Origin of the sequence: Euzebyella saccharophila, assembly GCF_014855495.1 — a bacterium.
In the GTDB taxonomy this organism is placed as follows: Bacteria; Bacteroidota; Bacteroidia; order Flavobacteriales; family Flavobacteriaceae; genus Euzebyella; species Euzebyella saccharophila.
On record NZ_JACYFJ010000001.1, the window covers coordinates 302,203 to 324,474 of the forward strand.

Consider the following 22,272-nt stretch of genomic DNA (forward strand, 5'->3'; position numbering starts at 1 on the left):
AAAGTAACGTTAGGTAGTAAGACCCAAATCTTTACTACATGCGTTTCTCCAGTTATTTAACCATAATTTTTGGTGGTTTTCTATTGGTATCAAGTTGTGAAAAAAACGATACTTCCATTGAGAATGAAGAGCAGCTTTCCATTAATATTGAAGAAAGTGCCCGTAATTCTGCCCTTCAACTTTACCAAGACTATTATTTAGCCTCTGCCAATAGTTCTTCGGACATTTCTTGGACGGGCAATGAACCCTCGTGTACACCTGGTTCGGTTCCACAAGATACAAAGGACAAAATATTACTGAGGTTGGATTATTATAGAAAAGCCGCTGGATTGAATAATGTTATTCAAGAAAACACAAATAAGTCCCAAAAAGCCCAGGAAGCGGCGCTTATGATGCATGCGAACGGTGCTTTGGAACATTTTCCACCTAACTCTTGGAAATGTTATACGGAGGATGGCAGCGATGCAGCCGCCAATTCCCTATTAACTTCTATAGATGGAGCTTCGGCCATTGATTCCTATATTAGGGACCATGGCGCCAGTAATGGACCTGTAGGGCATAGAAGGTGGCTTCTTTGGCCTAGACTACAAGAAATGGGTATTGGCAACACCAACCGCTACAATGCACTATGGGTGATAGGAAATGCAGGACCAAGACCACAAGACGCACCGGAATTTGTTGCTTGGCCTCCTCAAGGTTACATTCCTAAACAAGTAACCTTCCCTAGATGGTCATTCTCTATCCATAACGCAGATTTTACCCAAACAAACGTAAAAATGAAATACAAAAATGGTAGTACCATTTCTCTGGAAACTGAGGAACTATCCAACTCATTTGGAGATAGAACTATCGTTTGGGCACCAAATATCAATACATCTACCATTGATTCCGATACCATTGTGGAAGTTACGCTTGAGAACGTGGTGGTTAATGAAATAAGTAATGATTACACCTATGAAGTAATCATCTTTGATGCAAGAAACTAATTACCGGTAAAAGTTCATTTCATCCATATATGACCAAACCTCCTGAGGCAGTAAAGGTCTAATATTTTTACCTTCCTTATGTGCATTTCTAATAAATGTGGATGAAATTTCCATAATCGGCGCATTTACCCTATGCACTTTAGGATGGTCTTTAAATTGATGCTCTACCTTTCCTTCAGATATTCTGGGGTAGACAAACAAATCATAATTTTCTAGAATAACCTCGTAGTTTTTCCATTTATGAAACCCTTTTAGGTTATCCTCGCCCATAATTAAACAGAAGGAATATTGGTCAGCATACTTTTCATCTAGATGAGCCAAGGTGTTTACCGTATAATTTGGTTGTGGCAAACCGAACTCAATCTTACTCGGTTTTAATTTAGGATAGTCTTTTGTAGCTTGGTAAACCATCTCGTACCTGTGGTTATTGGCCAACAGGGATTTTTTCTTCTTAAATGGACTTAAAGGCGTAACTACGAACCAAACCTCATCTAAATGGGAGTATTCCGCCATATGGTTGGCAATAACCAGATGCCCTATATGAATGGGGTTAAACGTACCAAAGTACAGGCCTACCTTCTTCATGTGCACTACTGCTCTTCTGAGTTTTCTATTACGTAACCCGCCACCAAATCATAAGCTTCCTTTAACGCCGTATCCAAGTCATAATTCTTAATGACCTCATCAAACTGAGGAGCGGTGGCCAACTCCACCGATGCCTTTGCAATTCGCATGTTTATTTTATCCTCACTCTCCGTACTCCTCTTTTTTAGACGTATTTTCAACTCGTCTATACTAGGGGGTTTGACAAAAACTGCCAAGGTTACATCAGGAAATTTTCTTTTGATACGAAGGCCTCCTGCCACATCAATATCAAAGATTACATTTTTACCCTCGGCCCAAAGACGTTCTATTTCAGATTTTAAGGTGCCATAGAAGTTATCTCTATAAACTTCCTCCCATTCTAAAAAATCATCGTTCCTAATATGATTTTTAAACTCGGAAATAGACATAAAATAATAATGCTCCCCTTGTTTTTCCTTAGGTCTGCGAGGTCTGGAGGTTGCGGAAACCGAAAACGCCAAGTTGAGTTCCGGTTTATCCAACAAATGTCTTACAATCGTGGTTTTTCCACTTCCTGAAGGTGCCGAGAAAATAATGAGTTTACCGCCTTTCATCAATACTAGTAGTCTTTACTTATTCTTAAAGTACGTTGAGCATTTGTTCCTTAATTTTTTCCAGCTCATCCTTCATTTGAACCACCAGCTGTTGCATTGGCGCATAGTTGGCCTTGGAACCTATGGTATTTATTTCCCTTCCAATTTCCTGCGAGATAAAGCCCAGCTTCTTTCCATTGGAATCCGCAGAGTTTAAGGTGCTTGAAAAATATTTCAGGTGATTCGCCAACCTTACCTTTTCTTCCGTAATATCATATTTTTCCAAATAATAGATAAGCTCCTGTTCAAACCTGTTGGCGTCCACATCCGATCGCAAGTCTGATACTGCTTTCTTTAGGCGCTCCCTTACATCAGATTGTCTTTCGGGGTCCATTTGCTCCACGTCTTTAAGAAGTTGCTGTAAAGTTTCTATTCGTTGAACAAAGTCATTTTCCAATACTTGTCCCTCCTCTGAACGAAAAAGATTGATTTCCTTTAGTGCCTGGATTACTGCTTCCTTTATATGTTCATACTCCTCTTCATCTATATCCTCCCTATCCGTTTTCAAAGCATCTGGCATCCTTAGTGCCATATCCAACAATCGTAGCTCATCCCCGGCAGCAATTTCCCTTAATTGATTCATGTAATTCTCTACTGCGGGTCTGTTTACTTCTGCCGAAGTTTCCTCCCCCGTAAATTCCACGTAGAGTCCAAAATCTACCTTACCCCTAACCAAAGAACTGGCGATAACTTTACGCAATTCCAATTCTTTTTCCCTATAACTAGAAGGCATTCTAGCGTTCAGGTCCAGGTTTTTGCTATTGAGTGATTTGAGCTCTACCGTAATTTTTTTGGAAGGTAGCTGAATTACGTGCTTACCGAAACCGGTCATGGATTGAATCATAGAAACTACTGTATTTTGGCAAAGGTAACTGAATTAAGCTTAGTACTATAAACTTCGCTCATGCAGTTCCCTTCAACTCTTACCTAATAGATACAATAATGCCGCTATTTTGCAATAGCGGCATCGTATTCTTTACTTAAAGTTGCTTTATTTTTATGTTTTTATAGGACACTTTGTCGTTATGGTCCTGCAGCCCAATTTTACCGGTGTGGTACTTTCCAAAATGTTCCCAGCCGTTAAACTTACTTTTAGATACCATTTGGTCCCAAGCCTCATTACCCACGGGAAATTCTACAACTTTAGTACCATTGAGCTCAACACTACCTTTTTCTTCTTTATGGTTGACAGTAATGACCATGGTATTCCATTCACCGGCTGGCTTGGCTACATCTTTAGATGGTTCAACCATATCATAAAGTGCTCCGGCCTGATGCGATTTACCAGCCTTGGCATCGGGGTGCCTTTCGTTGTCCAACACCTGTACTTCAGGACCGGTTGCGTAGGGTACGGACTGACCTACACTTTCGTTAACTCCCCAAAAAACGCCGCTATTTCCACCTTCGGAAATTTTCCAATCCAAAGAAAGAACAAAATCTGTGTATTCTTTCTCAGTCACCAAATCGTGTAACTCACCTTTCTTTTTTTCACTAGGCGGATAGTAAACCATGGCGCCATCTTCCAATTTCCAGTTTTCGGAAACGCTATCCTTTCCATATACCTTCCATCCATCAAAAGAAGTGCCATCGAACAAAGTAATCCACTCCGTATTCGATTTTTCTTTCTTCGTTTCAATCTCGGTACTTTCGGCGGTCATTTCTGCTTTCTTCTCAGCCTTTTCCTTGCATGCCATTGTTGATAAGGCAATGCACGCCATTAGGGTTAATTTTTTCATTGATTTTTGGTATTAATTAGTTGTTTGAATTTGATTTATAAGTAAAGGGGGCAAATAGCCCCCTTAAGATTTATGTTCCCAATATTTTCTTTAGCATCTCTTTGTCTATTTCCGCCCCGGCAAAATCATCAAATGTTTTTTCCGTGGCCTCAATAATGTGATCCTGAATGAACTTGGCACCTTCTCTAGCACCTTGTTCCGGACTTTTTATACAACATTCCCATTCCATCACGGCCCATACATCACAGCCGTACTGAGTAAGTTTGGAAAATATAGTCTTAAAATCTATTTGCCCATCTCCCAAAGAACGGTAGCGACCCGCTCTTTGGCCCCAATCATTATAACCTCCAAAAGCTCCTTTTTTACCGGTGGGATTGAATTCCGAATCCTTAACATGAAATGATTTGATAAATTCATGGTAATGGTCAATGTAGGTGATATAGTCCAATTGCTGAAGCACAAAGTGACTTGGATCATAGAGGATATTTACTCTCTTATGATTTCCGGTGGCTTCTAAGAAGCGCTCAAAAGTATCTCCGTCATGCAGATCTTCTCCTGGGTGTATTTCATAACATACATCTACCCCCTCTTCGTCAAAATGGTTAAGGATGGGCATCCATCTTTTTGCCAATTCTTCAAAACCCATTTCTACCAAGCCGGCAGGACGCTGTGGCCAAGGATGCCACGTATGCCACAGGAGGGCACCAGAAAATGTAGCGTGAGCTGTAATACCCAATCTTCTACTGGCGGTTGCGGCTTTTTTTACCACATCAACGGCCCATTCGGTTCTTGCCTTTGGATTGTTCTTAACGGCATCCGGCGCAAAATTATCGAACATAAGATCGTAGGCAGGGTGTACTGCCACCAATTGTCCCTGTAAATGGGTCGAAAGTTCAGTGATTTCAAGTCCGTACGAATTCACTTTTCCTTTTAACTCATCGCAATAATCCTGACTTTCTGCTGCCTTGTCCAAATCGATCAAAAACTTCTCCCAGGTAGGAATTTGAATTCCCTTATAACCAAGGTCTGCTGCCCATTTACACATTCCGTCCAAAGAATTGAAGGGTTCCTTATTGTCTACGAATTGGGCCAAAAAGACGGCCGGTCCTTTAATTGTTTTCATTTTTAGTGTTGTTTGTTCTTACTATACACCTCATATTTTACCTCCTAATTTGGCAAATATGACTTATATTTATTTCTAAATCTTTCATCATTTTTACAAGAAAAATGGGAAGTCATAAATATAGGGAATCCCTCAGGATTAACACAAGATAATTGATGTCATTACACTTTTGGACCAAAAGGTTTACGTTCATTTTTTTCAACCAGAGCAGGGTTGGGATGTCGTTTTTCCGATAATTAACGGAAAAACAAGGTCATATATCCAATAGTTAATTTTCGTCATATTATTTAAACTTATATTGTTTAGTTCAAAGTTAATTTAAAGCAGTTTTCTCGCTAAAAACTACTGTTCTATGGAAAATGCTTCGGCAAGACATCTTTGGGGAGACTATTTAGACCAGCACTTGGAATATGCCTTTACAGAGGCTCCAAAAGTAATTCATTTTTGCAATAACGAACAGGATGCCAATGAGTGCGCAATGTTGGTGAAAAAAGGAATTAAAAAAGCTACTTCTCCATGCTTACTGGAATTACAACTAAGTAAAGAGCCCTTACCTAAAATAGGGGACTTTATGATAGTAACAAATTGGGAAGGCGAGGCCCAATGCTTGGTAAGGACCACTTCCGTTAGGCTAAAACCCTTTTTTAGTATTGATGAATATTATGCAAAAGTAGAGGGTGAAGGGGATAAAAGTCTTGCTTATTGGAAAAAATCACATTGGGATTACTACACTAAAACCCTACAACCCTTTGGCCGTAAACCCAATGAAAGTATGATTGTGGTCTGCCAAGAATTTGAGAAAGTATTCGAGCGATAAAAAAATCCCTGAAACCTCGTTCGGTCTCAGGGATTTACATATAATTCACTTTAAAGGGTCTACTCCTCAAGTTCTACCCAAGTATTTCCGTTTTTATGGGATTCTACCGTGGCTTCGATAAAGTTCATGCCGCGTACACCATCCTTCATGGTTGGGTAAGATCCTTCTTGCTGCTCTTCTCCACGAATGGCCCTAGCCACACCCAGGTAAATGTTGGCCATGGAATCAAAAATCCCTTCTGGATGTCCGGCAGGTAATTTTGTACCGTCTAGAGAAAACTCACTATTATAGGCATGACCCGGTTTGTATACTTTGGTAGGCTCCGTATCGCTCATCATATACAAGAAATTAGGTTTCTCCTGCTCCCATCTAAAAGACGCTTTTTCACCATAAATGGCGATGGCCAACCCATTTTCTTCTCCAGTTGCAACTTGACTACCCCTTATAACACCTTTTACGTGCTCACCCATACGGATAAGGACCGTACCATCAACATCCATCTGGTTATCTTCATATAGGTAATTAAAGTCGCAAAGAAGAGACTTTACCTCTAGCCCGGTAGTGTATTCAACCATGTTAAAGGCATGAACACCAATATCTCCCATACAAGAGCTAATACCCGCCTTTTTGGGGTCCAGTCTCCAAACGCTTGATCTCTTTTCCTTATCGTGGATGATTGGATTGATCCATCCTTGGTAGTACCTAGCGTCCACTTTGTGGATTTTTCCTAAGGCTCCCTGCTTGATCATTTCCTTCATTTGACGTACCATTGGGTAACCGGTATAGGTATGTGTAAGAGCGAATATAGATCCTGATTTTTGATGCGCCTCTTGTAAAATTTTCGCCTCCTCCAATGTGGTGGTCATTGGCTTTTCACAAATAACGTGAAAACCATTATCCAACAACTTTTTGGCCATAGGGAAGTGAAGGAAATTGGGCGTAAGTACGGAGCAAACTTGAATTCGCTCATCTTCAGGCAGCTTTAGCTCTTCCTCTACCATGGTATCAAAATCCTTGTATATCCTATTGGTAGGCACGTCAATTTCTTTGGCAAAAGCCATATTCTGCTCAAAATCCGGGTTAAAAACAGCCCCTACGATTTGATAGTTATCATTGATATGGGAAGCCACACGGTGTAAAACTCCAATTAACGAGTCGCCACCACCTCCCAAAATTCCTAATCTGATTTTCTTTGGCATTGTAATCCTATTTAATGATTGAAAAGTTGTATTTGAATTAAGGGTAACAATTTAATAAAATAGCTACGATTTAAAGGCTATTTTTTCATTTTTGAACAGAATAAGGTATAGAATCATGACAATGAAGGCAAAAGAGGCCGGATAGCACCAGATAGACCGCCAATCATGCACATTTTCTGTTACCAAATAGTTGTCCGTGATGATACCAGCAATCCAAAAGCCTATAAGCATGCCCACCCCATAAGTGGCCAATGTGATCAAACCTTGTGCTGAACTTTTAAACGCTGTCCCTGCTTTGCTATCGGTATAAATCTGACCCGAAACAAAGAAAAAATCATAGCAGATTCCATGAAGGGCAATTCCCAAAAGAAGCACAAACGGCATATCACCATTACTGGCAAATGCAAAAAATAAATATCGTAATCCCCAAGCCAACATAGCCACCAAAATGGTCATTTTAAAACCAAATCGCTTAAAAAAGTAGGGTAATAAAAGAAGGAACAATACTTCGGATACTTGACCAACCGTCATTTTACCTGCTGGATTGGAAACACCAATTTCGCCTAAAAATTGACCGGCATGTTGGTAATAGAATGCCAATGGCACACATATAAAAACAGAGGCCAGAAAAAATACCAGAAAATTTCTGTCCTTTAACAACGCCAAGGCATCCAAACCTAGCAATTCCTTAAGAGAAACCTTTTTAGAACTACTGGCCTTAGGTGGCGTTTTTGGCAAGGTAAAACTGAACAATCCCAGAATAGCCGAGGAGACAGCAGCCATTAAAAATGTATTGCGTAACAGCCCTTCTGAAATTCCTCCTTGGGAATCCCAATTCAATAAACTGATCAATAGGCCTGCCGTAATCCATCCAGCGGTACCAAAAACCCGTACAAAGGAGAACTCTTTTGCGGGATCCTTCATTTGCCCAAAAGAAACAGAATTGACCAATGCCAAGGTAGACATGTACAAAATCATGTAAACCAACAAATAAGGAAAAAAGCCTTCAAAGCTATCGGCTCTGTATAGCATGAACATTAATATGGCCCCCACCAGATGGACCAGCCCCAAGATTCTTTCGGCATTAAAAAACCGGTCTGCAATCAACCCAATAATAAAAGGTGAAAGAATGGCTCCCCAGGATTGGGTAGAATAGGCCAATGCTATTTGGGACCCATTCGAGTCCAAAGTATTGGGTAAATAGATTCCCAAGGTTACGAACCAACTTCCCCAGATGAAGAATTCAAGAAACATCATCAAGGAAAGTTGGATGCGTATGTTTGTACCCATGGGTTATCGCTTATAGAAAATATAATCCAAGGCCAAAGGCTCTAAACCATTTTGCCTTAAATCCATCATGATTTGACCGCGATGATGGGCAGAATGGTTAATAATGTGAAATAATATATCCTGAACTGTATTCGCAAACAACCTGCCCTCAGAACTTTCATAGCTTATGCGCTTCTCAAAGTTATACGTATGGGAGGTGATATCAAAAGTGGCGCGTTGATTTTCGTAATGAATTTCTTCCCATGTATTGGGGTCATGAATATCAAATACATTAAAAGCACTTTTTTCTTCCCTCAATCTAGCATTCCAAATGTGGTGTGCGTTCAGTACATGGCTAAACAATTCCTTGCTTTTTACGGGCACGGAATCAAGCTCATCACAATAGGCAATGAGTTTTTTGTTACAAAAGAAATTGTAATCAAAAAGTTGGTTGAAAAAAGTTTTCACTTTGTTAGGTCAATGCGATTTATTACAAATGGGAACTAGCCTAATTTTTTGGAGGCTTCGATCAACAATTCCTTTGTAGCCAAAATACCGGCCTCCTCATCCAATTCGCTACCCTCGTACTCAACTCCTATATAACCGGTATAGCCATGATCCTTTACGATTTTGAGCATTTTCACATAGTCTATTTCGGTTTCGTTGCCCTCGGCATCAAAATCATGGGATTTGGCACTTACCGCCTTTGCATGTGGCATAAGCTCTTCCACACCTTTATATATATCATACATTTCGGCGCAATCCCAAGTGCCTTCTTTACGCTTAATACAGAAATTTCCAAAATCTGGAAGGGTACCACAGTTATCCAATTCAACTTTCTCCATTACCTGGGCGTGAAGTGCCCCATTAGATGAAAGTCCGCCGTGGTTCTCCACCAAGACATTTATATTCTTTGTTTTTGCATACGTACTCAATTTGGTGAGTCCGTCTACAGAATTGGCTATCCATTCTTCAGGATCATTGCTACCGTTAAGGTTTACCCGTATCGCGTGGCAGCCCATGGCAGCAGCAGCATCTACCCACTTTTTATGTTTTTCTATCGTCTCGTTTCTTTCTGTTTCATCAGTTACTGCCAGATTTCCTTGACCATCGATCATGATCAACACATTTTCCATTCCATGTTTTTCGGCCTCTGCATTGCACTTCTCCACAAAAGCAGCCATAGCCTCCTCGGAATAGCCGGCTTCTTCCAATTCAGGGTTGTACAATTGCGACACATACTCCAGACCGGTAAAGCCCCAATTCTTTGCTTTTTCTGCAAACGTATAAGGGTCTACGCCATCTTCACGGATCATTTTATGTATGGACCATTGGGCTAAAGAAAGCTTGAAAAAAGGTTCGGCCGCTGTTTCGGCTACCTCAGCGGTATCAGCAGCACCTTCTTCTTTTTTCTTGGTTTCCTTACAGGCATAAATACCCATAATCGATAATGCAGCACCTGCTTTAGAACTATTGGCAATAAACTTACGTCTTTTCATTAATTTGGATTAGTTTGTTGTTTTAGAAGTATTTGGAGTTAATTTACGCACGAATATGCGATTCCATTAAGGTATACGGCGAATAAATGTAGAAAATTAATTTAATATTTAATAAATTTAGGGACTAAACAATTCTGTAGATGAGTAAATTTTATTACAACGAAGAAAGCGATTCGTACGATGCCATTGTGGTAGGTACCGGAATCAGTGGTGGTTGGGCCGCAAAGGAACTTTGTGAAAACGGACTCAAGACGCTGGTTTTGGAACGTGGTAGGATGGTAAAGCATATTGAAGACTACGAAACCGCGAACAAAGACCCCTGGGATTTTCCTAATGCCGGAAAGGCAACACAGGAAATCATTGCAAAACAGCAAAAGCAACATAGAACGGGCTATACCACAAGCCAAGCGAGCCATATGTGGTTTGTGAACGATTTGGAACACCCTTATAATGAAATAAGACGCTTTGATTGGATGCGTGGGTACCATGTGGGTGGTAGATCGTTGCAATGGGGGCGTCAAAGTTACCGTTGGAGCGACATTGATTTTTCTGCCAACCAGAGAGAAGGCATTGCCGTAGATTGGCCGGTAAGGTATAAGGATATTGCTCCTTGGTACTCCAAAGTAGAAAATTACATTGGTGTAAGTGGGGAGGCACTTAACCTACCACAATTACCGGATAGTGATTTTCTTCCAGCAATGGACCTTAACTGCGTTGAGGAACATTTTAAGAGCAAGGTAACCGAATCTTTTGACGGACGTGCCGTGACCGTTGGCCGTGTAGCTCATATTACCGGAGATAAAACATTTGACGGTAGAACCAAATGCCAGTTTAGGAACAGATGTATTAGAGGTTGTCCTTTTGGTGGGTATTTCAGTAGTTTATCCTCTACCCTTCCTGCAGCGGAAGCTACCGGAAATATGACTTTAAGACCAGATTCTATCGTCCACGAAGTGATGTACGACCCAGATACAAAAAAAGCTACGGGCGTAAAAGTGATAGACAGGGTAACCAAGGAACATTATGAATTTAAGGCCAAGGTAATATTCCTTTGTGCTTCTGCTATTGCGTCCACTTCTATATTAATGCAATCCAAGTCCGACCGTTTCCCAAATGGAATGGGCAATGATTCCGATCAGTTAGGACGTAATATCATGGACCACCACTTAGGTGTGGGGGCCAGCGGTAGTTTTGAAGGTTTTGATGACAAATACTATAAAGGTAGAAGACCCAATGGTGTTTATATTCCTAGGTTCAGAAACCTTGGTGGAGCTTCGGACAGAAAGGACTATAAGCGCGGCTTTGGGTACCAGGGTGGTGCCAGCAGGGGAGACTGGGAAGAAACCGTTGCGGAACTAGCTTATGGTAAAGATTTAAAGGAAAGTATCCTTAAACCAGGCGGTTGGAGAATGGGAATAGGTGGTTTTGGAGAGGTTCTTCCTTACCAAGACAACAGGTTCACCTTGGATTATGAAAAATTGGACCAATGGGGTCTTCCTACCGTAACCTTTGATGCCGATTTACAAGAAAACGAATTCAACATGCGTAAGGACATGCAGGCTTCTGCGGTAGAGATGTTGGAAAAAGCAGGCTTCAAAGATGTAAAAGGCCACGATGGCCCTACAGGATTAGGTCTTGGAATTCACGAAATGGGAACTGCCCGTATGGGACGCGATAGAAAAACATCCGTCCTAAACGGAAACAATCAATTACATGACGTACCAAACGTTTATGTAACAGATGGTTCTTTTATGACCTCGGCCAGTTGTGTGAACCCATCTTTAACCTATATGGCTTTCACCGCCAGAGCCGCCAACCATGCGGTAAGCGAACTTAAAAAAGGAAACATATAATGGATAGAAGAAAAGCACTTAGAAACATGGGGTTGGCCCTTGGGTATACCGTTGCCACCCCAACACTTATAAGTATAGTTGAAAGCTGTAAGCAAGAGCCATCATTTGAATGGACTCCAGACTTCTTCTCCAAGGATGAGGGGGCCGTTCTAACCAAATTGGTGGATATTATTTTGCCGAAGACGGACACTCCATCGGCATCAGAAACACAGGTACACCTTTTCATTGATCGGTTTGCACTGGAGGTGATGGATGAGAAGCAGCAGAATTTTGTAAAGATGTCTATTGGCAGATTTATAGAAAAAGCGCTGAAGGATTCCGGAAAAGAAAAAGGTGGCGAGCTATCTGCAGAAGAACTGGAACCCGTACTTGCCGAAGCACTAAGCGTAAGCAAAGAGGATGAAGCCAAAAATTTTGAAGCCATTAAACAATACCATGAGGCCGTTGCCGAAGGCAAGGAACCTTTGTTGGACGATGGAATTTCAAGATTCGCTTTTGCCAATAATTTAAGGGGACTAACCATTATGGGATATAAGACCTCAGAATATGTAGGAGAAAATGTATTGGCTTATTTACCTGTTCCAGGAGAATTTATAGCCTGCGGAGATCTGCAGGAACTTACTGGCGGTAAGGCTTGGTCCTTATAAACATTACAAAATCAATTTAAAAGGGTTAAGGTCCTATAACAACTAGCCTTGACCCTTTTTTTCATCTCAACTTAAAACAGAACCGAACAAACACCAATGAAACGAAGAAATTTTATCCAAAAAACCGCAATAACAGGAAGTGCCCTTTCCATGGGAGGCTCTTTGGCCTTTGCCAACAATTCCATGCAACCGGCCACAAAACCCCATAACTTCAATCTCAAATACGCCCCTCATTTAGGCATGTTCAAAGAACTGGCAGGAGAAGACCCTATAGACCAAATTAATTTCATGGCGGATCAAGGGTTTACCGCATTTGAAGATAACGGTATGATGAAAAGGGAGGTCTCCATGCAGACCAAAATGGGCGAAACCTTGGCCAAAAGGGGCATGACCATGGGTGTTTTTGTTGTAGATAAAGGGGGCAACATGGCCAACACCCTGGCAGCAGGCAAACAAGAGCATCTAGACATTTTTTTAGACGGATGTAAAAGAGCCGTTGAAGTGGCCAAAAGGGTAAATGCCAAATGGATGACCGTTGTACCTGGCGGATACCAAAGAAATCTGCCTATTGGGGTGCAGGACGGAAACGTTATTGAAGCCCTAAAACGAGGAGCGGAGATTTTGGAACCACACGGTTTAGTTATGGTATTGGAGCCACTTAGTGATTCTCCTGACCTCTATTTGCAAAACTCCGATCAGACCTATATGATCTGTAAAGGCGTAGATAGCCCTGCCTGTAAAATTTTATACGATATATACCACCTACAGAAAACCGAAGGTCACTTGATTCATAATATGGACCTAACTTGGGATGAGATAGCCTATATACAAGTGGGGGACAACCCCGGAAGAAAAGAACCTACCACGGGTGAAATCAACTACAAAAACGTCTTTAAATGGATCCACGAAAAAGGTTTTGATGGCGTGTTAGGTATGGAGCATGGCAACTCTAAATCCGGGAAAGCTGGTGAACAAGCCGTAATTGATGCATACAAGGAAGTAGATAGTTTTATGTAGCCAAGGCAATTTGAAAACTGAAAAGCAGCTAATTAACAAATAGCTGCTTTTTTTTGTCTCCTACTGTTGTTTTTCATGAAGATGAATATTGTATTTTTAAGATTTTCCCCACAAGATTTTTAAAAAATAAAAACCGGTCAAATGAGCTTATTCCAGAACTCTGTTCTAAAGAATTATTTAAAAGGATTGGAGTCCGAAAAAGTTACCCAAGCATACGAGCGATTTACAAGTCATTTCCATAATCCGGCTATTCAAGAAAACATTCGAAACTCGAAAGAGGAACAATATCAAGGCGAATTTCTGATTGACCTTTTTGTGAATGTTTTGGGCTACACGAAAAACCCAACGCCTGACTTTAATCTCACAACGGAATTAAAAAACATAAAAGGCTCAAAAAAGACAGATGGTGCAATTCTAAAAGGCGATAAAGCACTTGCAGTTATTGAACTGAAAGGAACAAACACAACCGATTTAAGCAAAGTAGAAACCCAAGCTTTTGGATATAAAAACAACCAGCCAGGTTGTAATTATGTTATTACTTCCAACTTTGAAAAGTTGCGTTTTTACATTGACAACGCAGTTGACTTTGAGGAATTTAATTTGTTTCAACTTTCAAAAGAGCGTTTTGATATTCTTTGGCTTTGTCTTTCATCAGAATATCTTATAAAAGACATTCCGAAAAAAATAAAAGATGAATCTTTAACACAAGAGGAAAACGTCACCAAAAAATTATACAAAGATTACGCTTCATTTAGAAACGAGATTTTTGATGCCATCCAAAAAGAAAACCCTGAATACGACAAACTAACGTTATTTAAGAAAACACAGAAATTACTCGACCGTTTTCTATTTATCTTTTTTGCAGAAGATAGATTGTTATTGCCTCCAAACTCTATTCGTTCTATCGTAAACCAATGGACTGAATTACGTGATAAATATGATGAGTATTTTCCTTTGTACGACCGATTTAAAAAGTATTTCGGTTATATGAACACAGGACACAAAGGACAACAACACGATATTTTTGCCTACAATGGTGGACTTTTTGCGCCAGACGATATTTTAGACAACATTAAAATCAATGACGATTTACTTTACAAACACACAGTAAATTTAAGTAACTACGATTTTGAAAGTGAAGTAAGCGTAAATATACTCGGACACATCTTTGAACATTCGTTAAACGACATTGACGAAATACAAGCAGAAATTCAGGGAGTTGCGCCCGAACAAAGCAAAACGAAGCGTAAAAAAGATGGAGTTTTTTACACACCAAAATACATTACCAAATACATTGTAGATAATACAGTTGGTAAACTTTGTGAGGAAAAGAAAACTGAACTTGACATACAAGAAGCCGAATACGAAAAAGAACGTAAAGGAAGACAAAAAACTACTTTAAAAAAGTTATCTCAAAAATTAGAAAATTACAGAAAATGGTTACTGCAAATTACCATTTGCGACCCAGCGTGTGGAAGTGGTGCTTTCTTAAACCAAGCATTGGAATTTCTAATTGCGGAACATCAATACATTGACGAATTGCAAGCCAAATTGTTTGGAGATGCAATGGTATTGAGCGAAGTAGAAAATTCCATTTTAGAAAACAATTTGTTCGGTGTAGATATAAATGAAGAAAGTGTAGAAATCGCAAAACTCTCGCTTTGGTTAAGAACTGCACAAAAAGGCAGAAAACTAACTTCATTGAATGATAATATAAAATGTGGTAACAGTTTAATTAACGACCCAATTGTTGCAGGAGATAAGGCATTTAATTGGGAAACTGAATTTCAAGAAATATTTGAAAAGGGTGGATTTGATGTTGTAATTGGGAATCCTCCATATGTTAACATTGTTAACATAGAAAACAAACTACATAGAGATTTCTTTCAGAGTTCTTTTAAAACATATAAGAACAAATCTGATTTATACAGTTTCTTCGTAGAAAAAGAAATCCAAATTCTGAAAAAGGATGGAATCTTTGGCAACATTTTTCCAAACAGTTGGATGGGGACAAGTAGTTTCTCAAAATTTAGGAATCACCTATTAGAAGAAACAGAACTCTTAAGTCTTGTAAAGCTACCCTCAAATGTATTTGTTGATGCTGTTGTGACAACAATTATAATGACATTTACTAAAAACAACAATACTGATGGCAATCACAAAATAGTCCTAAAAGAGTATGAAGATCATAGTTTCAAAATAATGCCTCATTATCTCTCATATGCAGACATAAATAAAATTGAGTCAAAAACATTTTCATTTGAAGCAAGAATAGATTTAGAATCAAATATTAAGTTAGGGGATGTGGCTGAATTCTCACTTGGAGTTAAAACAAGTGATGATAAAAGATTTGTATTCCAATCTAAAGAATCAGAAAATCATCTGCCATTTTTAAGAGGTAAGAATATTTCAAAATATTTTTCATCATTTCAAAACGAGTACATATGGTACATGCCAGACTTGATGAAAGAGAAGCCAGGTGGCAGACCTCGAATTCTTGAGCACTTTTTAAAAGATAAAATCATCATCCAAGATGTTGCTAAGACTATTAATGCAACTATTGATAGAAACAAGTATTTAGTAAATGATACGTTGAATGTGATTCATAATATTGTTCATGAAAATATAAGTTTAGAATTTATCTTAGGAATCCTTAATTCAAAACTTATCAACATCTGGTTCGATAGAACGTTTCCTGAAGGTTTACATATCAAGATCAATCAGCTACAACAAATACCAATTGTGATTCCTAACAAGGATGAACTCAAATGTTGTGAAGATTTAGTAGAGGAAATCCTTAAGTTAAATAAAACTCTTGAAACCAAATCATCTAAATATATAAACAGGGTTAAAAGTAATTTAGGTTTAGATAGGATAAGTAATAAATTGAATCAATTTTACGAATACGATTTTAAAACGTTCTTGTCCGAACTAAAAAAGAAAAAAATTAAACTTTCTCTATCTGACCAAGATGAATGGGAAGATTACTTTGATGATTACACCAAAGAAATAAACCAACTTCTAAGCCAAATAAATACAGTTGATAATGAAATTGATAAAATGGTTTATGAATTATACGGATTAACAGAAGAAGAAATAAACATTGTGGAAGAAGCAACCTTTTAATAGCAAACCGTCTTTGAAATCTGAGTACGGAGTAACTGGTTTTTTACTGAACACTGCCCCCAAAATGTATACGGTTATTACCAAAAAGTGTTCAAGAATAATGGATGCTTACCTTACTTTTGCCAAGGTATGAATCGAACCTTCAAATTCATAAAAAGAATGTTAGCAACCATAGGCATCCTAATTGGCTTAGTAATACTTCTAGTTGTACTGTTTGTAAACTTTAGTCCGCAATTTGGTGGTAAGGCAACTAAGGAACAATTGGCATCCTACGCCAAATCTGCACACTTTAAAGAGGGGAAGTTCTTTAACTTGGGCGGTGTAAAAAATGAAATGAGTGCCGGTGACATGGCCAAGGCCATTGGCGGCATGTTCAAAAAGATACCCAATGCCAAACCTGATAGCCCCTTAGCAGTACATGCGATAGATTCTACGGCCATTGCCAATTATTCTGGAGAAACCCGCTTTATCTGGTTTGGCCATTCAACTTTCCTTTTACAAATAAAGGGAAAAAACATTTTATTGGACCCTATGTTTGGTGATGTTCCCGCACCTCATCCTATGCTAGGTAGCAAAAGATTCAGTAACGGTCTCCCCATTGCTATAGAAAAATTACCCCGTATAGATGCGGTAATCCTTTCCCATGACCATTATGACCATTTAGATTACGAGAGCATTAAAAAGCTAAAGCACAAGGTTGACCATTTCTATATGCCGCTTGGCCTGGGCAATCACCTAAGGGAATGGGATGTGGAGGCAAAGCGTATTACAGAATTGGATTGGTGGCAAGAAGCCACTATGGGAGATTTCACCTTTACCAGCACCCCTGCCCAACATTTTTCTGGTAGAGGTCTTACGGACAGGGATAAAACACTTTGGAGCTCATGGGTCATACAAACGACCAAGGAAAAAATCTTCTTTAGTGGCGATAGTGGATACGGTCCCCACTTTAAAACCATTGGGGAAAAGTTTGGGGCATTCGATTTTGCGATGATCGAATGCGGACAATACAATGAACTTTGGTCAGAAATTCACATGTTTCCCGAAGAAACGGCACAAGTGGGTCTGGACATCAACGCCAAAGCTATTATGCCCATTCACTGGGGTGCCTTTAAATTGGCACAACATTCTTGGACCGACCCTGTGGAAAGGGCCGTTAAAAAAGCCAAAGAAATCAATGTTTCAATAATTACACCGCAAATTGGGATTCCTACCAGCATCCATCAAGAGCTACCCGCCCCAGAAATTTGGTGGGAGAATTAAAAGGTATGGTGCATTTTATCTGTAACTATCATTTTATCAAATAGATACACCTAAAATTAATTACAAAACAGCTGATGACCTTAACCCTTAAGCCAAGGTCATAAGCTATATCACATACCTAAAATCCTAGAGAGGAATTTCAGGGGTGTTTAGTTTAGCAATTGACTTGTTGATTTCTTCCTGCGTGAGTTCATGCCTTACAATGTTCCCTTCAAAATAGTCATCATACGCTTTCATATCAAAATTTCCATGTCCGCAAAGATTAAAAAGAATAGTCTTGGAGACTCCTTCCTCCTTGCATTTTTTGGCCTCTGCCACCACGGTAGCAATTCCGTGGGTAGCTTCCGGTGCCGGAATAATTCCCTCAGACCGCGCAAAAAGCACACCGGCATCAAAAACCTCTAAGTTATCATGTGCAACGGCTTCAATTAAGTTATCTTTTAACAACTGACTTACGATGACACCTGCACCGTGATAACGCAATCCGCCTGCATGAATGGGCGCAGGAACAAAATCATGCCCCAAGGTATACATTGGAAGTAAGGGGGTCATGCCTCCCGTATCACCAAAATCATATCTAAAGACGCCCCGGGTCAATTTGGGACATGAAGTAGGTTCACTCGCTATACAACGAATCTTCTTTCCTTCTTCCATATTCAATCTTAGAAAAGGAAAGGCCAGACCTGCAAAATTAGACCCGCCACCAAAGGGCGCCACTACAATATCTGGCATATCACCCGCTTTTTCCATTTGTTTAATAGCTTCTTGGCCTATTATGGTCTGATGCAGTTTTACATGGTTCAAGACGCTTCCCAAGGCATATTTGGTATCCTCCCGTTGTGCGGCCATTTCAACGGCTTCGCTTATGGCAATACCAAGAGAACCCGGACTATCCGGATTTTCCGCCAATATTTTTCTACCTGCTTCCGTCAGGTTAGTGGGCGAGGCAAATACATTGGCCCCCCAAGCATTCATCATAGATTTTCTATAAGGTTTGTGATGGTAGGACAATTTTACCATATACACATCACAATCGATACCAAAATGCTGGCATGCAAAGCTAAGGGCACTACCCCATTGGCCAGCTCCGGTTTCTGTAGTAATGCGTTTAACACCTTCCATTTTATTATAATATGCCTGTGGTACGGCCGTATTGGGTTTGTGCGATCCGGACGGGCTTACACCTTCATATTTGTAGTAGATTTTTGCCGGAGTATCCAATGCTTTTTCCAAGCCGTATGCCCGGTATAATGGGGTGGGTCTCCATAGGGAGTATATATTTCTTACCTCATCAGGGATGGGTATCCATTTGTCCGTACTGACCTCTTGCTCGATCAACGCCATTGGAAATAAGGGGGCTAAGGCCTCCGGACCAATAGGCTCTAGGGTAGCAGGATTTAGGGGAGGTAACGGTTTATTGGGCATATCTGCCACAATATTGTACCAGTTTTCAGGAATTTCTTGCTCGCTGAGGGTAAATTTTCTAGTTTTCATTTAATGAGTTATTGGTATACCCATTAAAGATATGAAATAGGTCCCAACCTCAAAATGACTTTTGCGATACCCAAAAATTTAAATATCCATAATTTTTAAAAAGTGCTAAAATTATGTCAAATTGTTCATTTTTAACGATTTAATGTAATCCAAGCAGTATTTTAGCAACGTACGTAGAATATTATTGGGGCCATGGACAAATACATTACTATCTTAATCATTTATATACTAGCTTATCTCTTCTCTGTCATAGCTAGGCCCTATATTGAAAAATAATTCCAAAAACATATCGTTTCCGAAGACCAAGTACTTCAAAAAAACCTCTTATTAAAAGCAAAAACCAAAAAGCATTTAGGAAATACTTTTTGGTTTTAGACAACTACACTCAACTCACACTATTTGGAAATATTTTTTTCTAAGCGCAATAGCCGAGCCTCTAAAGAGGCAATTCTTTCGGATTGTTTTTCAATTAATGATTGCTGTTCTTGAATGGCCTTTATTGCCACAATTGCGAAGGCGCTATAGTTCAGACCCAGTAATTCATCCTCATTATCTGAAGATACCAAATCTGGAAAAATGCTTTGAACGTCCTGTGCTATAAGACCAATAGTCCTTTTCCTTTCGATGTCGGATTTGTAATAATAGGTACTGGGTTTTAGCTCTTTGACCTTCCCCAGTACATTGGTAAGGGGTCGAATTTCAGATTTCAAACGCTTATCCGAACTTTGAACGTATGCTCCATTATTTGCATTAATAAATCCTCGTAAAGCTCCTCCGTAATGAAACCTTAATCCAAAACCATGGGTAATATCCCAATCTTCATTACCAGTTCCATCAGTAAATCGCAGTCCTGTACCAACTGTTTGACCTCCTTGATAAATATGGAGTTTAGCAGAAGGCGTAGTTGTACCTATACCAACATTACCATCGGCAGTGACCGTTAATTTTGGGCTCGCTTTGGTAACCAAATGAACTTTTCCATCATTATTAGAATCACCGGTTCCAAAATCCATATCCTTATTCCCTGTATATACCCCGGAATATCCTATGTATCCTACAGAAGTAAAGTAGGAAGCCCATGTATCGCTTGTAGAAGTTTCAAGTCTCATCACATGACCAGTGGCTGCATTTACATGCAATTTAGTAAGCGGACTTCCTGTGCCAACACCAACGTCACCACTATCAAAATAAATATCACTTTCATTTTCTTCCCAAAGAGAACTGCCTCCACCAGAGCTGCCAATCATTAAATTACCATCGGCATCAGCTACCACGTTTCTTTGACCAGCACCCGCTAAATCTCTTGACTTGATCGTACCGTCTACATCTAATTTTGAAGTGGGATCCTCCACTCCTAGACCCAAATTTCCAGAAAAATAATTTTTATCCTCCCCTTTGGAATAGACGCCATACTTTTCTCCTGCGGTGCCTCCATGGAATATTAGGTCCAACCCGTACTTTCTACCCGTTCCTGAGCCACCAAGATCACCTCTAAAGGCCCAGGCAGTAGCTGTTGTTTGGGACCTTGCATCCGATCGTATGCCGAAGGTGTTATTATTATCACCACTCCTAGCTTCGGCAGAAGCGGTAATAGCAGATTTATATCCATTATTAAAAACCGACACCCCGATTCCGTTTCTCACATCGGCCAAGGTATTCTGAATAAATAATCTAGCATCTCCAGAGGATTGATGCCCAATTCCTACATGCCCTGTCATTCTCGAAATTCCACTAGCATCTTCAGACCACAACGAACTCCCTCCGCCACCACCAACTTCATCCGTACCGGCAACCCACTGACCCAAACCAGCATCCCATTTGGCCACTTGACCGTCTGCAGTACCTTCCAACCCGGAAATATTGGCACCATCTCCCATGAGCAGTCCGCTTTCGCCTGTTACATCCACAAAATTTCCTAAATCTACCGAACCGGCGCCATCTTCAATGCTAAGTACATCGCCTGTCAGAATTAAATCTTGGTCATCAGTTCCACCAGGGGGAATAATTCCTGAAAGATCTACCCCCGTACCATTGGTAATATTTAAAACCGTTCCTGTTAGCGACAGATCTTGATCATCAGTATCCACCAAACCTCCTGTAGCGAGTTCTTCCAAGGCTGCTTGCGTATCGGTAGCAGCAAGGCCTGTACCTGCATTGTTGAAAGGAACTTCTGCTGCAGTTTGGTCATCGGTTCCGCCCGGTGGGATGATTCCTGAAAGATCCACACCCGTACCATCTGAAATCTCCAAGTTGGTACCCGTAAGGGTCAAATTCTGAAGTTCATTGGTCGGGTCGGCATCCGCATCTGCCCCTCCCGCCCCAGCGGCCAATTCATCAATAGCGTCTTGGGCATTATTGGCTGCTAAACCAGATGCGGTATTGTCATAAGGTACTTCACCGGCATTCTGCTCTACCCCACCCCCACCAGCGAAAAATTTATTATCAACATACGTTTTTACCGCACGCTGGGTAGGCAAAATTCCATTACTATTTTCTGAAAGTGTACCGTTATCCGAAATCTCGTTCACTTGATTTCCGGTACTTAAATTCAATGCGCCTTCCACTTTAAAATTTTGACGCACCACTACATCGCCTTCATTGAGGTTTTCAATAACATCTCCCGTTTTTACCCACTGTTTATCACCGGACGCCAAAGCATAGGGAACAGCAGATAATTCCGTAGTGCCTATCTCAACCCCATTTAGAAAAATGGTTAAGAACGAAGTGCTTCCCCAAGGTAAATTGGAAAAACTACCGTTGGCTACCGTTCCATTTCCAATTTTTAGGCTAAAGACACCATTGGCATCCGTTTCTACCATATGTGTTTCTTCGTAAACAAGCGTGGCATTGGCAGCACCAAAACGCAAACCTATGCCCACCGTTAACTCTTCCTGCTCCAATAGATTATTTTCCGCATCACGGGCAACCCCTTGATAATTGATAAAATCTGCTTGTGCCCACATTTTTGTTGATAGTAGCAATAGAACAATCAACATTAAGACCGTTAAATAGTAATTCTTTCCCAT

At 40.2% G+C, this 22,272-nt stretch carries 18 protein-coding genes; 7 read left to right on the forward strand and 11 right to left on the reverse strand.

Annotated elements, in window-relative coordinates; genetic code table 11:
- Positions 1 to 38: 38 nt before the first annotated feature.
- Positions 39 to 986, forward strand: coding sequence for a CAP domain-containing protein (locus IL355_RS01170; protein WP_192460379.1), 948 nt, complete (start codon positions 39 to 41; stop codon positions 984 to 986).
- Here the strand turns inward: IL355_RS01170 and nadD are convergent, their stop codons facing one another.
- The 5 genes from nadD to IL355_RS01195 form a co-directional block, all read right to left on the reverse strand.
- The gene (gene nadD, locus IL355_RS01175) at positions 987 to 1,571 is read right to left on the reverse strand and encodes a nicotinate (nicotinamide) nucleotide adenylyltransferase (protein ID WP_192460380.1); all 585 of its coding nucleotides are present in this window, start codon (positions 1,569 to 1,571) and stop codon (positions 987 to 989) included. It lies immediately after the preceding gene.
- A gap of 5 nt (positions 1,572 to 1,576) precedes the next feature.
- Positions 1,577 to 2,164, reverse strand: coding sequence for a guanylate kinase (gene gmk / locus IL355_RS01180; protein ID WP_192460381.1), 588 nt, complete (start codon positions 2,162 to 2,164; stop codon positions 1,577 to 1,579).
- A 25-nt stretch (positions 2,165 to 2,189) separates the two neighbouring features.
- Positions 2,190 to 3,047 (reverse strand): YicC/YloC family endoribonuclease, encoded by an 858-nt coding sequence (locus tag IL355_RS01185; RefSeq protein ID WP_192460382.1) that lies wholly within the window; start codon positions 3,045 to 3,047, stop codon positions 2,190 to 2,192.
- Positions 3,048 to 3,183: 136 nt separating this feature from the next.
- Positions 3,184 to 3,939, reverse strand: a complete 756-nt coding sequence (locus IL355_RS01190) for a 3-keto-disaccharide hydrolase (protein ID WP_192460383.1) — start codon at positions 3,937 to 3,939, stop codon at positions 3,184 to 3,186.
- A gap of 70 nt (positions 3,940 to 4,009) precedes the next feature.
- On the reverse strand, positions 4,010 to 5,062 hold the full coding sequence (locus IL355_RS01195; protein ID WP_192460384.1) for a sugar phosphate isomerase/epimerase family protein: 1,053 nt from the start codon (positions 5,060 to 5,062) through the stop codon (positions 4,010 to 4,012).
- Between the two features lie 352 nt (positions 5,063 to 5,414).
- Between IL355_RS01195 and IL355_RS01200 the strand changes: the two genes are divergently transcribed.
- Positions 5,415 to 5,879 (forward strand): ASCH domain-containing protein, encoded by a 465-nt coding sequence (locus IL355_RS01200; RefSeq protein WP_192460385.1) that lies wholly within the window; start codon positions 5,415 to 5,417, stop codon positions 5,877 to 5,879.
- A 59-nt stretch (positions 5,880 to 5,938) separates the two neighbouring features.
- Here the strand turns inward: IL355_RS01200 and IL355_RS01205 are convergent, their stop codons facing one another.
- The 4 genes from IL355_RS01205 to IL355_RS01220 all read right to left on the reverse strand — a co-directional run bounded on the left by IL355_RS01205 (position 5,939) and on the right by IL355_RS01220 (position 9,846).
- Complete coding sequence (locus IL355_RS01205; RefSeq protein WP_192460386.1) at positions 5,939 to 7,078, reverse strand: Gfo/Idh/MocA family protein; 1,140 nt, start codon at positions 7,076 to 7,078, stop codon at positions 5,939 to 5,941.
- Positions 7,079 to 7,141: 63 nt separating this feature from the next.
- Complete coding sequence (locus tag IL355_RS01210) at positions 7,142 to 8,368, reverse strand: MFS transporter (RefSeq protein WP_192460387.1); 1,227 nt, start codon at positions 8,366 to 8,368, stop codon at positions 7,142 to 7,144.
- A gap of 3 nt (positions 8,369 to 8,371) precedes the next feature.
- Positions 8,372 to 8,815, reverse strand: a complete 444-nt coding sequence (locus tag IL355_RS01215; RefSeq protein ID WP_192460388.1) for a DinB family protein — start codon at positions 8,813 to 8,815, stop codon at positions 8,372 to 8,374.
- A 35-nt stretch (positions 8,816 to 8,850) separates the two neighbouring features.
- A complete protein-coding gene (locus IL355_RS01220; protein WP_192460389.1) occupies positions 8,851 to 9,846 on the reverse strand; it encodes a sugar phosphate isomerase/epimerase family protein in 996 nt (331 codons plus the stop codon).
- 140 nt (positions 9,847 to 9,986) lie between these two features.
- Between IL355_RS01220 and IL355_RS01225 the strand changes: the two genes are divergently transcribed.
- The 5 genes from IL355_RS01225 to IL355_RS01245 all read left to right on the forward strand — a co-directional run bounded on the left by IL355_RS01225 (position 9,987) and on the right by IL355_RS01245 (position 17,752).
- On the forward strand, positions 9,987 to 11,699 hold the full coding sequence (locus IL355_RS01225; protein ID WP_192460390.1) for a GMC oxidoreductase: 1,713 nt from the start codon (positions 9,987 to 9,989) through the stop codon (positions 11,697 to 11,699).
- On the forward strand, positions 11,699 to 12,346 hold the full coding sequence (locus IL355_RS01230; RefSeq protein WP_192460391.1) for a gluconate 2-dehydrogenase subunit 3 family protein: 648 nt from the start codon (positions 11,699 to 11,701) through the stop codon (positions 12,344 to 12,346). Before IL355_RS01225 ends, IL355_RS01230 begins: the two co-directional genes overlap by 1 nt.
- Positions 12,347 to 12,442: 96 nt before the next feature.
- Positions 12,443 to 13,363, forward strand: coding sequence for a hydroxypyruvate isomerase family protein (locus IL355_RS01235; RefSeq protein ID WP_192460392.1), 921 nt, complete (start codon positions 12,443 to 12,445; stop codon positions 13,361 to 13,363).
- Between the two features lie 141 nt (positions 13,364 to 13,504).
- Entirely contained in the window at positions 13,505 to 16,489 is a 2,985-nt protein-coding gene (locus IL355_RS01240) for an Eco57I restriction-modification methylase domain-containing protein (protein ID WP_192460393.1), read from the forward strand.
- 159 nt (positions 16,490 to 16,648) lie between these two features.
- Entirely contained in the window at positions 16,649 to 17,752 is a 1,104-nt protein-coding gene (locus IL355_RS01245) for an MBL fold metallo-hydrolase (protein ID WP_192460394.1), read from the forward strand.
- Between the two features lie 126 nt (positions 17,753 to 17,878).
- Here the strand turns inward: IL355_RS01245 and IL355_RS01250 are convergent, their stop codons facing one another.
- Together IL355_RS01250 and IL355_RS01255 are read right to left on the reverse strand one after the other, a co-directional pair.
- Positions 17,879 to 19,246, reverse strand: a complete 1,368-nt coding sequence (locus IL355_RS01250; RefSeq protein WP_192460395.1) for a TrpB-like pyridoxal phosphate-dependent enzyme — start codon at positions 19,244 to 19,246, stop codon at positions 17,879 to 17,881.
- Positions 19,247 to 19,641: 395 nt separating this feature from the next.
- Complete coding sequence (locus tag IL355_RS01255; protein WP_192460396.1) at positions 19,642 to 22,272, reverse strand: tail fiber domain-containing protein; 2,631 nt, start codon at positions 22,270 to 22,272, stop codon at positions 19,642 to 19,644.

Excerpts from the sequence above, each read along its gene's own strand:
- IL355_RS01250 (WP_192460395.1), bottom strand. The coding sequence starts at position 19,246 with ATGAAAACTAGAAAATTTACCCTCAGCGAGCAAGAAATTCCTGAAAAC.
- IL355_RS01200 (WP_192460385.1), top strand. The coding sequence starts at position 5,415 with ATGGAAAATGCTTCGGCAAGACATCTTTGGGGAGACTATTTAGACCAG.
- IL355_RS01240 (WP_192460393.1), top strand. The coding sequence starts at position 13,505 with ATGAGCTTATTCCAGAACTCTGTTCTAAAGAATTATTTAAAAGGATTG.
- gmk (WP_192460381.1), bottom strand. The coding sequence starts at position 2,164 with ATGAAAGGCGGTAAACTCATTATTTTCTCGGCACCTTCAGGAAGTGGA.
- nadD (WP_192460380.1), bottom strand. The coding sequence starts at position 1,571 with ATGAAGAAGGTAGGCCTGTACTTTGGTACGTTTAACCCCATTCATATA.
- IL355_RS01225 (WP_192460390.1), top strand. The coding sequence starts at position 9,987 with ATGAGTAAATTTTATTACAACGAAGAAAGCGATTCGTACGATGCCATT.
- IL355_RS01185 (WP_192460382.1), bottom strand. The coding sequence starts at position 3,047 with ATGATTCAATCCATGACCGGTTTCGGTAAGCACGTAATTCAGCTACCT.
- IL355_RS01235 (WP_192460392.1), top strand. The coding sequence starts at position 12,443 with ATGAAACGAAGAAATTTTATCCAAAAAACCGCAATAACAGGAAGTGCC.
- IL355_RS01170 (WP_192460379.1), top strand. The coding sequence starts at position 39 with ATGCGTTTCTCCAGTTATTTAACCATAATTTTTGGTGGTTTTCTATTG.
- IL355_RS01255 (WP_192460396.1), bottom strand. The coding sequence starts at position 22,272 with ATGGGAAAGAATTACTATTTAACGGTCTTAATGTTGATTGTTCTATTG.
- IL355_RS01230 (WP_192460391.1), top strand. The coding sequence starts at position 11,699 with ATGGATAGAAGAAAAGCACTTAGAAACATGGGGTTGGCCCTTGGGTAT.
- IL355_RS01195 (WP_192460384.1), bottom strand. The coding sequence starts at position 5,062 with ATGAAAACAATTAAAGGACCGGCCGTCTTTTTGGCCCAATTCGTAGAC.
- IL355_RS01205 (WP_192460386.1), bottom strand. The coding sequence starts at position 7,078 with ATGCCAAAGAAAATCAGATTAGGAATTTTGGGAGGTGGTGGCGACTCG.
- IL355_RS01210 (WP_192460387.1), bottom strand. The coding sequence starts at position 8,368 with ATGGGTACAAACATACGCATCCAACTTTCCTTGATGATGTTTCTTGAA.
- IL355_RS01190 (WP_192460383.1), bottom strand. The coding sequence starts at position 3,939 with ATGAAAAAATTAACCCTAATGGCGTGCATTGCCTTATCAACAATGGCA.
- IL355_RS01245 (WP_192460394.1), top strand. The coding sequence starts at position 16,649 with ATGTTAGCAACCATAGGCATCCTAATTGGCTTAGTAATACTTCTAGTT.
- IL355_RS01220 (WP_192460389.1), bottom strand. The coding sequence starts at position 9,846 with ATGAAAAGACGTAAGTTTATTGCCAATAGTTCTAAAGCAGGTGCTGCA.